We start from the raw sequence: 14692 nt of genomic DNA on the forward strand, positions 1-14692 counted from the left end.
TAACTTACGTATAGAATAGAAAAAACTATTAAAATAAAAAGTGGGGTAAAGTTTAAATTTTTATTAAATTGTTACATTCTCGTCTTTTGGCAATCGTACTTCAAATATCGTTCTAACTACATTGCTCTCAGCAGAAATCGTACCGTTATGTTGCTCGACAATATTTTTCGCAATAAATAGTCCAAGGCCTGTCCCGCCACGGTTCTCAGTTCTTGCTTTATCACCTGTATAGAACATATCAAAAAGATACGGTAAATCTTCTTCCGGGATGCTATCTCCGTAATTCATAATTTGTACGACAACTTCTCCATTATCAACATACCCATTCATATCAACAAATTGTCCATCATAGCCGTAACGAACGGCATTTGTTAACAAGTTTTCAAATACTCTAGCTAACAATTTTCCATCACCGTGCATCGGTAAATGAGGAGCCACATTCAATCTAGCTTCTAAATGATGTTTTTCTAATAACGGATACAATTCCTCCTCTAACTGTATAAGCAACTCACTTATATCAATCGGCTTTTTATCCAGATTTAGCATGCCATAATTCATACGTGTAATTTCAAATAGCTCATCAATTAAACTTTCCAGTCTTTGCGATTTTGTATATGCAATTGTGGAGAAATGTTTAATTTGTTCTTTTGTTAAATTTTCATCTTTAAGAATTAAATCTAAATATCCTAACACGGATGTTAATGGTGTTCTTAAATCATGAGCTAAATTCACAACAAGCTGATCTTTACTACTTTCAGCAAAGTCTCCTCTTTCAACAGCTTCTTTTAACTTTTCACTTGCAACATTTATTTCACGCGCGATATTTCCAAACTCATCATTTGATGAAACTTGAACTTTATTCGTAAAGTTACCGTTCGCAAGATGATGAATCCCATTAGAAATTTCATCAAAGTATTTTAAATACGGTTTTGTCAAAAAGAAGAAAAAGATAATAGATAACGGAATAAAGAAAATTAAAAAGAAATTAATGTCTCCAAATTCCCTTACCATTGACCTAAATTGTGCTAAAGGCTCTTCGTAGCGAACCATCGTTTTATAATACAGCTGCAATCCTTTATAAATTATATAAGTTACAGTTGCTGCAAGTACCATACTTAACGCAAATAAGGCAATCATTTTAAATCGAAAACTTTTCATCATATTAGCCATTAAAAGTATAACCTACTCCCCACACTGTTTTTATTAATTTATCCTTTCTTTTATCTTCTCCAAGTTTCTTCCGCAACGTACGAATATGTACCATTACTGTATTTCCACCTTCATAATAATCGTCTGCCCATACGTGCTGAAAAATATTTTCTACATTGTACACTTTCTTCGGATGACTCGCTAATAAATATAAAATATCAAACTCTTTCGGCGTTAATTCAATTTGCTCACCATATACATCAACCGTCCTACGCTCGGGATTAATTACGACTCCGCCTAGTTCTAAAGCAGATTTACTCTCCGCTACTTTCGGTTGATTTAACGTAAAAAACCTACGCAGTTGTGCATTTACACGTGCAACTAATTCAATCGGTGTGAAAGGCTTCGTCATATAATCATCCGCGCCTAGTACAAGACCTGTCACCTTATCAAAGTCCGAAGTTTTCGCGCTTAAAAAAATAATCGGCATATGATGTTTCGTACGAATTTGACGCGTCACCTCATACCCATCCATTTTCGGCATCATAATATCTAAAATTACCAAGTCGATTGGCTGCGTTTCAATAATATGAATTGCCTCTTCTCCATCAGCTGCTTTCACGACGTGGTACCCTTCTTTTTCTAAATGTATCTCAATTAAATCAGCAATTTCTGCCTCATCATCCGCTATTAAAATTGAAATGCGCTTCATTTTACTCCCCCTTTTTCATTCCATTTTTATACGCTCGATTGTAAACTAGTCTATCCAATTTGTACAATACAAAAAGGCTACTCGTTAGAGTAACCTTGGTAAATAAAATTATATCAGCGATTTTCCAATTATATCGACCGTAACTCAAATTATATCAGCAATTATTGAAATATATCGACTTACCGACAATGAACGACAAAATCCTCTCGCTATTTGCGGGCATCCTAATGAAACTTCCATTTACCGCTCAAACACAATCCGCTGCTTCGTAATTTCTTCCAATCTTCCGCGATCTACTTCATACTCAGCATCAACGCTTTGCGGCACCATCACTTTCCCGCCCTCAAGCATCACTTCCGGCCAAATAATATCCTGCTCCCAATGTCTACTAGAAGCAGATATATCTCCTGGAATCGTAAAGTTAGGCAATGACGCAAGAGCAACATTTTGCGCTCGTGAAATCCCCATCTCTACCATACCACCGCACCAAACGGGTACGTTATGTTCCATACAATAATTATGGATTTGGATTGATTCTGTTAATCCGCCCACTCGCCCTGGTTTAATGTTCACAATTTGGCAGCTGCCAAGCGTAATCGCAACGCGTGCATCTTCTAAACTATGAATACTTTCATCTAAACAAATCGGCGTTTCAATTTTCTTTTGCAATTCTGCGTGATCAAGAAAATCGTAATCCGCTAACGGTTGTTCAATCATCATTAATTGGAATTCATCTAGTCGTTTCAGCCTCTCCGTATCCCCTAATGTATATGCTGAGTTTGCATCAGCCATTAACGGGATACCTGGGAACTCTTTACGAATCTCTTTCAATAATTCGTAATCATGCTCTGGCTTTATTTTCACTTTAAAACGCTCGTATCCTTCTTCCGCGTACTTCTCGATTTGTTTTAACATAACTGGAATCGTATTAAGGCCAATTACAACGCCGACTTCAATTTCAGACTTCGTTCCGCCAAGCAATGTCGCTAACGATTTCTTTTGACGCTTCGCATATAAATCCCAAACAGCCCCCTCTATTCCGGCTTTTGCCATTCGGTTTCTTTTTATATGTTGAAATAGACCCGGTACCTCATTCGGATGAGAAATTTCAGCCTTTAATAAATCAGGTATTAAAAAGTCTTGCAGTACATGCAGCGCTGTCTTCACCGTTTCTTCCGTATACCACGGTTCAGAGAATGCAACGACTTCCCCAAATCCAATGTACCCGTCCGTATCCTCTAATTCAATAACGATACTCTCACGCTTTTCGTAAGTCCCGTAGCTTGTAGCAAACGGGATTACGAGTGGCATTTCCGTTATATACAGTGTCGCTTTTTTTATTTCCACCTACATCTCCTCCACTAATTGTCTTAACTCTCGTCTTAACAATTTTTTCGAAGCGTTACGTGGTAATTCCTCTAAGAAACATGCTTTCTTCGGCACTTTATATTTCGCTAATTTCTCCTCGCAAAAATGAAGAATTTCTTCTTCTGTTACCGCCCCGCTTTTCACAACAAAAGCAGCTGGTACTTGTCCCCATTTGTCGTCAGACATACCGACAACGCCAGCTTCCGCTACTGCCGGATGGGAGAGTAACACTTCTTCAATTTGAGCTGGGTATATATTCTCTCCGCCAGAAATAATTAAATCACTGCGGCGATCTAATACGTATAAAAACCCTTCTTCGTCTAAATAACCGAGGTCGCCAGTATGAAGCCATCCGTTTTGAATAGTCTCTCGCGTCGCATCTTCACGGTTAAAGTAACCGCCTGTTACGTTCGGTCCTTTTACTACGATCTCGCCTTCTACTAACGGCGGTACTACTACGCCATCTTTTTCAATACGAAGTTGGCACTGAAATAGTGGTTTTCCAGCTGATCCTACTTTCGTTAACATGTAATCTGCGGATAACGTACAAATTTGCGAAGATGTTTCTGTCATACCGTACGTTTGATATACAGGAATTCCTTTTTCTACACATGCTTCTAATAGTGGTTTTGGCGCTGGTCCTCCGCCAAGTAACATGCATCGTAAAGAAGATGGATATGTCTCTGCCCCAAGTCGCTCTAATAAATCAGTTAACATTTTAGAAACGACAGAAATAATTGTTACTCCTCTCGTTTGAAGTGCTTTATGAATAAAATCAGCATCATATTTCGGAACAAGTAAAATACGCATGCCATACATAATGTTTTTCATTAAAAGAGATAGCCCGCCAACATGGAACATCGGCATGCAGGCTAACCAACAATCATCATCACGAAGTCCTAAATTAAGCGACGAACCGACTGCGCTTGCCCAATGATTGCCGTACGTTAAAATAACGCCTTTCGGTTTGCCTGTCGTCCCAGACGTATAAATAATTGTCATCGCTTCTTCTAAAGAAAACTCTTCTTGTATAGAGGCTTCCTCTTTTGGTCCATTCATCACTTCGGCTAATGAATAAACAGGAACATCTTTAGCATCAAAATCTTGATCCGTTACTAAACAAACAACTTCAGCATCATCCATTTGCCAAAGTAGCTCTTCTCTTGAAAGACGCGTATTTAAAAGCACAGCTACTGCACCTACATAAGATAGGGCGTGAATAACTGTAATCATCTCCATACCATTTTTCATCAGAACAGCCACCTTTTGCCCTCGCTCCACTCCAACATGCGTGAGGTGTTCACAAACAGATACTACTTTTTCATGCAGCTCCATAAAAGTAACTTTCTCTTCCTCTATTTCAATTGCAGTGCGATCTGGTGTTAAAAATGCACGTTGCATTAACCAATTTGGTATCGTCTCCATCATTCATTCTCCTTTCATGAAAGAAAGAGACTTGATATGATATCAAGTCTCTTAGTTGTTTTGTTTCCGGTTTGGTCTTATCCAGCTACGCCTCCTAGCCCCTTCCGTCTAAGAACCTTCCGCACGAGAAAGTAAAAAACACTTTCTGTGCGAAAGAACCTTAGCCTACGAGGCTAAACAGTCGGCTCCGCTTTTAAAACATCCAGCTACAGCAGCTAGAATGCTCGGTGGCTGCACTTCTTCCTACGAGGCAAAAAGCGCCTCTACGTCAGGAGTTCCAACGCCCTCTTGTTCTAAGCAAGCCGCTTCCGCTTTTGGTTTGATCACGGGAAACGAGGGAATTGACCGAAGTCCGGACTGCGTTTTTCTTTGAATGCGTCGCGACCTTCTTTTGCTTCGTCAGTTGTGTAGTACAATAACGTTGCATCTCCAGCTAGTTGTTGAATACCAGCTAGACCGTCTGTGTCTGCGTTGAATGCAGCTTTTAGGAAACGAAGTGCCATTGGGCTGTTTGCTAAAATTTCTTGTGCCCATTGTACTGTTTCTGCTTCAAGCTCTTCTAATGGTACTACAGTGTTTACTAAGCCCATATCAAGTGCTTCTTGAGCATTGTATTGACGGCATAGGTACCAAATTTCGCGAGCTTTCTTGTGGCCTACCATACGAGCTAAGTAACCAGCTCCGTATCCACCGTCAAAGCTTCCTACTTTAGGACCTGTTTGTCCGAATACAGCGTTGTCTGCAGCGATTGTTAAGTCACATACGATATGAAGTACGTGTCCTCCACCGATTGCATAACCTGCTACCATTGCGATAACTGGTTTAGGAATTGCGCGAATTAGACGTTGTAAGTCTAATACGTTTAGACGTGGGATTTGGTCATCACCTACATATCCGCCATGACCGCGAACTTTTTGGTCGCCGCCAGAACAGAATGCACGTCCACCTTCACCTGTTAAAATGATAACGCCAACATTTGCATCATCACGAGCTTGTGCAAAAGCGTCGATTAACTCCATTACCGTTTTTGGGCGGAATGCGTTATGTACTTCAGGACGGTTAATCGAAATCTTTGCGATACCATTGTATGTTGAATAAATAATATCTTCGTAATTGCCTTCTTTTACCCATTCAATAGCCATTACAACTACCTCCTTGTATATTTCTGATTTCACCTATAAGCGTGGCTTCCTTCTTGCTGAAAAAAGTATCACTGCATAGTTTTTAGAAATCCCTTTACTATTGTATCAAACTTTTCCGGTTGTTCCACATGAATTGCATGGCCAGCACCATGAATTTTGACAAATTTCGCATCAGACATGCATTTTTCAATATTTTTTAATATACGAAAGAACTTTTCATCATACTCTCCGTTCATTAAAAGAACAGGTATTTTTAAGTTTTTCAGCTCATCCCACCATGAAGGCTGAGCCCCCGTTCCCATGCCCCGCAAGCTATTTGCGAGCCCTTTTGGGTTGTTAGCAAGTCGTTCTTTTCGCACCGCTTCTTGTACGTTTTTTGCTAAACGTTTTTGCGTTTCAAAAAGCGGAATATTTTCCCACATGGATACAAAACTTTCTATGTCTTCTCGCTCAATTTTATCGGCAAGTCGATCATCTTTTTCACGACGTTCTTTTCTATCTGCTTCGTTTTCGAACCCAGCTGTACAATTTTCTAATAAAAGAGAGTGTACATAATCTGGATATAGACATGCCATCGTAATCGCCAATCTACCGCCCATTGAATAGCCAAGTATATGTGCTTTTTCAATATGAAGGTAATCTAATAGTTCTTTCATTTGCAATGCCACATTTCGGATATCATAATGCGCAACATCTTCAGGACTCTCCGTCTTTCCGTGCCCAACAAGATCAACTACAATAACTTGAAACTGCTCACTCCATGAAGAGATAAAAGAACGCCACGTTTCCATGCTTCCCGTAAAACCATGAAGAAGTAGAAGTGGTTCCCCGCTTCCGACTACTTCATATTCATACGATACACCTTGCAGCGTTACTTTCATTTTGATTCACCTTGTAAAGATGTAGTAATTACGTCCATCGTTTTTGCCCATAATGTACGGTGCAATGTTAAGTTCTCATCACGATTCGTACAAATTTCCACAACGTGTAAACCTTCTGTCGTCGTTCCTTTTCGAACTTCTTCTCGGAATTGCTCCCAACCATTTACACGGCTAAATGAACCGCCGTACATTTTGACAACATGCTCATAATCAAGTCCAATTGGTGTTCCAAATAATGATTCAAAATGTTCCTTTTTCTCATACTGTGGTAAGAATGAGAAAATACCCCCACCATCATTATTTACAACGACAATTGTTATATTTAATTCATGTAATTTCGCTGCTAACAGTCCATTTAAATCGTGATAAAATGATAAATCACCAATTACTAATACAAGTGGGTCGCAAATAACGCTTGCTCCTAGAGCTGTCGAAATGATTCCATCAATACCATTTACACCACGGTTTGCCATCACATGGATGTTTTTATCCGATGTGAAGAAGAATGAGTCTGTATCACGAATTGGCATACTATTGCTCGCAAATAACGTTGCGTCTTCTGGTAATACGCGCACAATATCTGTAATAACCTTTCCTTCAAATGCAGTTTCATATGTTTCCATTTCACGAAGCGTTTCCTTCGTTTTTTCGTTTATATGTTGCCACATTAGGGACCAATCATTCTTTTTCATAACTGGCATTTTTTCTATTAATGCCTTGCAGAATTCAATGTCACTTGCTTGCACAACTTCTGTCGCAACAAGAGCTGGATCTCTCCATTGTCCTGATTCATCGACAACGATATGAACTGCTTTTGTTTGTTTTTTTATGAACTGCGTTAATGATTTAGAAACAGGCATACCACCAAAGCGAATTAAAACGTCCGGTTTCCATGTTTCTTTTAACTTTTCATTTCGTAAAAATGTATCATAACAGTCAATTACCATCGTTTTATCGTGGTGTCCGCTACGAATATTAGAAAGTGGGTCTGCTAATATAGGATAGCCAGTTTTTTCAGCTAGTTGCGTTGCAAACATTGCAATTTCTGCATGACTATCATCTCCACAAATAATAAGCCCCTTTTCCATATGTGAAAGGCGCCCTACAAGAGAATCTACATATTCACTCGGCATCACCGCGTTTCCTTGCTGAACTACTCCTGTATATTCACTACGTCCTTTATCCCATAAGCTTTCTAGTGAGAAATCAGGGATAAGTGGCTCGCGAACTGGAAAATTAAGATGAACAGGACCCTGCGGCGCTAAACAAGCATTTGCTACTATACGCTGCGTCGTCATACGAGCGTAATGATACATCGCTTCACTTGCTTCTGGCAGTGCCATCTCTGTAAATTGTTTCACAAAAGTACCGTATAAATTAAATTGATTCATTGCTTGTGGTGCACCAACATCTCTTAATTCATGCGGTCTATCCGCTGTTAAGACGATAAGTGGGACCCTTGAATGAAAAGCTTCACATACAGCTGGATAATAGTTCGCTGCTGCTGTTCCTGACGTACATAATAATGCTACTGGGCGTTTTTTTGCTTTCGCAATACCGAGCGCGAAAAATCCTGCTGATCTTTCATCCACATGTAAATATGTGTTCATTCCTTCGTGTTGTTCCATTAGTAAAGCAATCGGCGTTGACCGTGAGCCTGGACTAATGACAACATCACATACATCTAGACGCGTCAGTTCATCCACGAACGCGCCTAAATAATATGATAATGCTTCTATATGATTGTTCATTTCATTAATTCCTCCAAAGCACCAAGCATCGGTCTAAACTTCAAACTTGTTTCTTCATATTCAAGCTGCGGGATTGAATCAATTACAATACCACAACCGGCAAATAAGGATGCTTTCTCGCCGTTTAATAATCCGCAGCGCAGCGCAACCGCAAATTCACCATTTCCTTCATCATCTATCCAGCCAATCGGTGCACCATACAACCCTCTGTCTAACAATTCAACATCACGGATCAGTTTCATCGCTTCCAAACGAGGTGTCCCGCCAAGAGCTGGTGTTGGATGTAATTCTTCTACCATTGTTAAAAGACTCGCATCGCCTTTTGCTTCTACAGGCGTATATAAGTGAATTAAGTTTTTCGTTGTTAATAAACCTGGGCTTTCCGGAATATTAACGTATTCGCAATGTTCATTTAGTACCGAGCGGATCATGTTAACAACATACCCATGTTCAGCTAAATTCTTTTCATCATGAAGAAGCGCATTACTATTTCGCTTACTTTCTTCTATAGAATGACCATGACCGATTGAACCCGCAAGACACATCGATGTAAATTTCTCATCTTCTTTGCGAATTAATCTCTCAGGCGTCGCTCCTAAGAAGCATGCTCCTTTATAATCAAAAGAAAATACGTAACAATCCGGTTGACCAATGCGAAGTGCTTCTAAAACAAGAGCAGAATCAATCGAATGATTCATCTCTACTTTTAGTTCCCTCGCCAATACAACCTTCTGCACGTTACCCTGCTTCATCTCATCTTGTACTTTTTCAATTGCTTTCATCCAGCCTTTCGGATCCACTTCTACTTTAGAAATAACAGTCAATTTCGATCCGTTTAGCGCACATTTACTCTCTCCCAAAATCTTCTCTTCTAAAGAAATCATTTCGTTAGAAAGAGTTTCTGCACAATCTGTTGCTGAAACAAATGTATTCATCGTTAACCATGCTTTTTCATTTTTTACAGTTAATAAAAATGCTGGTAGTGAAAATGTCGTATCTTTAAATTCTTTCCATAGGTCCGTTTTCTCTTTTTCTGGATCAAATGAAAAACCACCAAATAAAAGCGGACCCGTTCCAAATTCATATTCATCTCTTTGGACAAATGCATTCTCTTTTACTTTCTCCCACTCGTCGCGAGCGGTTTGAAAGCGCTTATGAGAAGAATTTGCTATAGTGAAAACAGAGCCAATTCCTGCAAATATTACATGCTGAGCCGGGTCTGCAAAATAACATCTATTTTCGAATGAAATCCTTTTTCCTGCTGCATAGAACAGAAGCGGATCCACCCAGTCTATTTGTTTTACAAAACTAACCAATGTTTTTTCGTTAGTTGCACGCTTGATAGCTGCAATAAGAACTTCTTGCAAGCCTTTTTGTTTCGTTTGAATCACAATTGTCTCCCCCCTATGGGCGAAAAATAGTCATAATTACGCTTGATTTTAAGATACACCTCAAACGAAAGGCCTGTCAACGTTTAGCATTTCTGAGAAATTCACCTTCTCTTCCTAGAAAATAAACGTTGACACTAAATGATGCTTTTTCTACACTTAGTTGTGTACAATATGTGACCAAAGGAGGATTCAACATGGAAATGAACGTCAAAACGAATTCCTCTCCTACGGCGCCAAAGCCAAGTAAGCAAACAGGCTGGCGCATCTGGTGGAGTTTACTACGTCCCCATACATTAACAGCCGCTTTCGTACCTGTTTTCATCGGAACAGCATATTCGATGCAGGTCGGAGGTATAAATCAAATACATCTTCCTCTTTTCCTTATGATGCTTCTTGCTTGTCTTCTCATTCAAGCAGCAACAAACATGTTTAATGAATACTTTGATTATAAAAGAGGACTCGATCACGAAGGTTCAGTTGGTATCGGCGGCGCTATCGTTCGCGATGGCATTCAGCCAAAAACAGTGCTTAACTTAGCATTTGGATTTTTCGGCATCGCAATACTATTAGGTGTTTATATTTGTATAAATTCTAGCTGGTGGCTTGCTGCAATCGGTCTTGTTTGTATGGCCGTTGCTTACCTTTATACAGGTGGCCCACTTCCAATTGCATATACACCATTTGGAGAGTTGACAGCCGGATTATTTATGGGTGTCATTATTATTGGGATTTCATTCTTTATTCAAACTGGAACTGTAACATCAGAAGTCATTTTACTATCTATTCCAAGCTCCATTTTAATTGGTGCCATTTTACTAGCCAATAATATTCGTGACTTGGATGGCGATAAAGAAAACGGTCGTAAAACGTTAGCAATTCTCGTTGGACGCGAGCGAGCGGTTGGTGTACTTGCTTCGATGTTCATCGTTTCCTACATTTGGACAATTGCTTTAATTATCGTGGGCATCGTATCACCATGGATGCTTATCGTATTTTTAAGTGCGCCGAAAGCATTTAAAGCGACGAAAGGCTTTATCGGCAAAAGCATTCCGATGGAAATGGTACCTGCGATGATTGCAACAGCAAAAACAAATACAATCTTCGGTTTCCTAATGGGAATCGGATTATTACTTGGATACTTTCTATAAAAGGAGCTGCTTATGCGGCTCCTTTTTCATATCTAAAATTCATCTCATAATTCCTACTCTCAACGCTCATACTATGTAAAGAAACTGAATTGTAGGAAGGTGGACGACTATGTTAACTCCACAACAAGTAGGTCAATTTAAATCCATTTTAGAAAAACAAAAACAAGAACTAGAGCAAACGATACAAACTCATGAAAATACAGATCGTGCTTCTGAACGTGACTCAGTAGGAGAACTGTCTAGCTATGACAACCATCCAGGTGATATGGCTACAGAGCTATATGAACGGGAAAAAGACTTCGGGCTTATTGAACTTTGGCATAAACAGCTTGAGGACACGAAACATGCCTTGCAAAAAATAGAAGCGGGTACGTACGGCATTTGCGAAGTGTCTGGCGAAGAGATTCCATTTGAAAGATTGGAAGCAATGCCGACTGCTACAACATGCATCCAGCACGCGACAAATAAGTTAAATATGAATACACGACCAGTTGAAGAAGAAGTGTTGTCTCCTTCTTTCCACAAGCATGATGAGGACAATTCTGTTGAGTACGATGCGGAAGATGCGTGGCAAGATGTCGCAAATTATGGAACATCTGAAACGCCGTCTGATTTAGAAAGACAAGATTCAAAAAACTATAATGGCATGTATGTAAATAGTGAAGAAAACGTAGGCTACGTGGAGGATTTTGAAAACTTTATCGGTACGGATATGTACGGGAAAAACCCACAAGTTTTCGCTACAGAAGAGCATGAAGAATATGAACAAATGCTTGATGATTTTGAAGAACGTACCTTCAAAGGTGAATTATCTTCAAATGAATCTAGTTCCAAAGAATAAAAAAAAGCATTCCGAAAATCGGAATGCTTTTTATCGCTAGCTAATTAGTTTTTTGTAACGTTAGCAGCTTGTGGTCCACGGTTACCTTCAACGATTTCGAAAGAAACTTCTTGACCTTCTTCTAAAGTTTTGAATCCGTCACCTTGGATAGCTGAGAAGTGAACGAATACATCGTCTCCACCTTCAACTTCGATGAAACCGAAACCTTTTTCGCTGTTGAACCATTTAACTTTACCTGTTTGCATGTCATGTACCTCCTAAATAAAAATGAAACTATGAATCCACATGAAAAGGTGGATATAAAGGACATGAATGTATAACAAGCTTACAGCCTTTAATTCAACGTGCTTTATTTCCGTACCACATTATGTAGCTCAATAGTGATTTCACTATATCACGCTATATCCAAAACGTCAAATGAGAACACTTTCATTCCACCATTTTTTTATAATTTTAATATAATGTTGAATTTCCATATTCATATATTATCCCACCATTTGTGGACAGCTTGATTGGCGGGAGCTGATAATCAGTTTTGGCTGGTTCCACTTTATTTGAAAATTAACAAAACTAAAGTATTCTAATCCTATTAAATTCTGTACAATATAAGTATCTATTACATACGAGGTGAAAAAAATGAGAGCACACGAAATCGAGTATAAGTTATATGGCGATGATATGCAGTTTGTTGAAATTGAGTTAGATCCAGAAGAGAGCGTGATTGCAGAAGCTGGCGCAATGATGATGATGGAAGATTACATAGAAATGGAAACAATCTTCGGTGATGGTTCTGGCCCATCTGGAGGTTTATTCGGAAAATTAATGGGCGCTGGTAAACGTCTCGTTACAGGCGAAAGTATGTTTATGACTGTATTTACAAATACAGGTCACGGCAAGCGCCACGTCTCATTTGCTGCTCCTTATCCTGGTAAAATTATTCCTGTAGATTTAACAGAGTATCAAGGAAAAGTAGTTTGTCAAAAAGATGCCTTTCTTTGTGCCGCAAAAGGTGTTTCCATCGGAATTGAATTTACGAAAAAAATAGGAACTGGTTTCTTCGGTGGTGAAGGTTTCATCATGCAGAAACTTGAAGGTGATGGCCTTGCTTTCATGCACGCAGGTGGAACTGTATATAAACGTGAATTAAAACCTGGTGAGAAACTTCGCATTGATACAGGTTGTCTCGTTGCTATGACAAAAGACATTAACTATGATGTCGAGTTCGTTGGTAAAGTAAAAACAGCTCTATTTGGCGGCGAGGGTTTATTCTTCGCAACATTAGAAGGTCCTGGAACAGTTTGGATTCAGTCCTTAACACTTAGCCGCTTAGCAGCACGTCTTACAAGCCCAGCAGCGCAAAGTACTGGCGAAGGTAGTGTATTAGGTGGACTTGGTCGTTTATTAGATGGGAAAGAGTAAACTGTGCCCTTATGTAGGCATGGCCATCAACTAATAAAATAATAAAATTAAAACACCCTTGCTTGCAGTAATGCAGTGAAAGGGTGTTTTAATTTACGTCTACAAACGAGAAAAAGCAGTTAAAATAAAGTAATAAGGTTTACTTCAGGAAAATAAGGTATATTATATTTGTTGAATAGATTCTCTTTAGAGACAAGAAAAGTAGGTGAACAAAGTGGGAAAATATCAATTGGATTCCAAAAGTCAGGTAGCTGTGGCAAAGTTCCATGAAAAACAGAAACCTGCCAAATTTGATAAAAAGCAACAACTTGAAAAATTGCGTACGGAGTATTTGAAAAAGAAGCAAAAACAAACAGATAAATAATACGTTTTGTTTTTCAAATTTTTCTGTATATAGTGTAAACAAACACAAGAAAATAGGTAAGTTATTCATCGTTCAAATATATACAGGCTATTTTTTCAAACCTCTTACTTATGCAACTAACGCATGCGTCAGTTCATTAAGAATAACTAAAAAAGCCGATTCCTTGAGATGAAAAAGAGTAAACAGTGCCCTTATCAGGCACTGTTTTATTTTGACCTTATAATTTCCTCCACTGATTTAGATAAGCGATACAAGCTATTCCCCACCTCCAAAAGAATGAATCAAGTTCCTCACTGCATATATTAAACTATACTTTTTCTTAAGGAGGGCTTCCTTAATGCGTACTCCTTTATCCTTTGATAAAGACACTGCCATACTGTTAGCTTCTTGTTGTGAGTTAACGTATGAACAATATAAACAAAATGGCATTTTCGAAATACCAGATGGTTTTCAATATGTACAAGGGTTTCAAGGAAAGGCCATTCAAACAACAGAATGGTTCGGATTTATATTAGAATCTGAGGATACAATTATTGTTGCCTTCAGAGGCACTCAAACAGATCCAGATTGGATTATTGATTCTCTCGTCAATCAAAAACCTTATCCTTATGCTTTAAATGGCGGAAATGTCCATAACGGTTTTCTCTCTATTTATGAGTCTTGTCGTGATTCTATTATGGATATGCTCGTATCATTGCCAGCACATAAAAAACTGCTAGCTACTGGGCATAGTCTAGGTGGCGCGCTTGCCACATTACACATATTAGATGCACGTATAAATACTGCCTTCGCACAGTATGGACTTTATACATTCGCTTCTCCAAAAGTAGGAGATATCGCTTTTCGAAATTATTATAAACTACAAGTAGCTAGTAGCTTTCGTTTCGTCAACTTGTTCGATGTCGTCCCACTTCTCCCTCCCCGAAACATAAATTTTAATGATCATGATTGGGAGTATGCACACGTCCATCACAACATGACATTTACAAAAAACACAAAATCCATTACAAATAATCATTCCATTACAACATACAAAACATGTCTGACTTCTCATTTTTAACCAGTAAACAATTGGAAATAAAATATTCGTATACTATAATA

The 14692-nt window shown here is 38.8% G+C and carries 14 protein-coding genes; 5 read left to right on the plus strand and 9 right to left on the minus strand.

All coding sequences use genetic code 11. The features are described from left to right. Positions 1–63: 63 nt before the first annotated feature. The 8 genes from ACX9TM_RS24570 to ACX9TM_RS24605 all read right to left on the minus strand — a co-directional run bounded on the left by ACX9TM_RS24570 (position 64) and on the right by ACX9TM_RS24605 (position 9819). Entirely contained in the window at positions 64–1170 is a 1107-nt protein-coding gene (locus ACX9TM_RS24570) for a sensor histidine kinase (protein ID WP_000002604.1), read from the minus strand. After that, a complete protein-coding gene (locus ACX9TM_RS24575; RefSeq protein WP_000822489.1) occupies positions 1163–1861 on the minus strand; it encodes a response regulator transcription factor in 699 nt (232 codons plus the stop codon). Before ACX9TM_RS24575 ends, ACX9TM_RS24570 begins: the two co-directional genes overlap by 8 nt. Before the next feature lie 240 nt (positions 1862–2101). Continuing rightward, positions 2102–3208 carry an o-succinylbenzoate synthase gene (gene menC, locus ACX9TM_RS24580; RefSeq protein WP_000403318.1) on the minus strand — a complete coding sequence of 369 codons (1107 nt, stop codon included), beginning with the start codon at positions 3206–3208 and terminating at the stop codon, positions 2102–2104. Then, on the minus strand, positions 3209–4654 hold the full coding sequence (locus tag ACX9TM_RS24585; protein WP_065382419.1) for an o-succinylbenzoate--CoA ligase: 1446 nt from the start codon (positions 4652–4654) through the stop codon (positions 3209–3211). Positions 4655–4977: 323 nt separating this feature from the next. Beyond that, positions 4978–5796 carry a 1,4-dihydroxy-2-naphthoyl-CoA synthase gene (gene menB, locus ACX9TM_RS24590; protein WP_000963881.1) on the minus strand — a complete coding sequence of 273 codons (819 nt, stop codon included), beginning with the start codon at positions 5794–5796 and terminating at the stop codon, positions 4978–4980. A 68-nt stretch (positions 5797–5864) separates the two neighbouring features. Next, positions 5865–6677, minus strand: coding sequence for a 2-succinyl-6-hydroxy-2,4-cyclohexadiene-1-carboxylate synthase (gene menH, locus ACX9TM_RS24595; RefSeq protein WP_065382418.1), 813 nt, complete (start codon positions 6675–6677; stop codon positions 5865–5867). Then, the gene (gene menD / locus ACX9TM_RS24600) at positions 6674–8428 is read right to left on the minus strand and encodes a 2-succinyl-5-enolpyruvyl-6-hydroxy-3-cyclohexene-1-carboxylic-acid synthase (protein ID WP_033696567.1); all 1755 of its coding nucleotides are present in this window, start codon (positions 8426–8428) and stop codon (positions 6674–6676) included. The genes menH and menD overlap by 4 nt, the downstream gene beginning before the upstream one ends. Next, positions 8425–9819 carry an isochorismate synthase gene (locus ACX9TM_RS24605; protein ID WP_000616738.1) on the minus strand — a complete coding sequence of 465 codons (1395 nt, stop codon included), beginning with the start codon at positions 9817–9819 and terminating at the stop codon, positions 8425–8427. Before ACX9TM_RS24605 ends, menD begins: the two co-directional genes overlap by 4 nt. Before the next feature lie 194 nt (positions 9820–10013). On the opposite strand from ACX9TM_RS24605, the gene ACX9TM_RS24610 reads away from it, so the two are divergent. Together ACX9TM_RS24610 and ACX9TM_RS24615 are read left to right on the plus strand one after the other, a co-directional pair. Then, positions 10014–10967, plus strand: a complete 954-nt coding sequence (locus ACX9TM_RS24610; protein ID WP_000425766.1) for a 1,4-dihydroxy-2-naphthoate polyprenyltransferase — start codon at positions 10014–10016, stop codon at positions 10965–10967. A gap of 109 nt (positions 10968–11076) precedes the next feature. After that, positions 11077–11808, plus strand: a complete 732-nt coding sequence (locus ACX9TM_RS24615) for a yteA family sporulation protein (RefSeq protein ID WP_000957396.1) — start codon at positions 11077–11079, stop codon at positions 11806–11808. Positions 11809–11852: 44 nt separating this feature from the next. Here ACX9TM_RS24615 and cspD read toward each other — a convergent pair whose 3' ends face one another. Next, positions 11853–12053, minus strand: coding sequence for a cold-shock protein CspD (gene cspD, locus ACX9TM_RS24620; protein ID WP_001193054.1), 201 nt, complete (start codon positions 12051–12053; stop codon positions 11853–11855). A 391-nt stretch (positions 12054–12444) separates the two neighbouring features. Between cspD and ACX9TM_RS24625 the strand changes: the two genes are divergently transcribed. The 3 genes from ACX9TM_RS24625 (at position 12445) to ACX9TM_RS24635 (ending at position 14651) form a co-directional block, all read left to right on the plus strand. Next, the gene (locus ACX9TM_RS24625) at positions 12445–13227 is read left to right on the plus strand and encodes a TIGR00266 family protein (protein WP_001201257.1); all 783 of its coding nucleotides are present in this window, start codon (positions 12445–12447) and stop codon (positions 13225–13227) included. A 214-nt stretch (positions 13228–13441) separates the two neighbouring features. Further along, complete coding sequence (locus tag ACX9TM_RS24630; RefSeq protein WP_000521639.1) at positions 13442–13591, plus strand: hypothetical protein; 150 nt, start codon at positions 13442–13444, stop codon at positions 13589–13591. 337 nt (positions 13592–13928) lie between these two features. Continuing rightward, the gene (locus ACX9TM_RS24635; RefSeq protein WP_001260111.1) at positions 13929–14651 is read left to right on the plus strand and encodes a lipase family protein; all 723 of its coding nucleotides are present in this window, start codon (positions 13929–13931) and stop codon (positions 14649–14651) included. Positions 14652–14692: the final 41 nt, after the last annotated feature.

The organism is Bacillus sp. LH1, assembly GCF_057924895.1.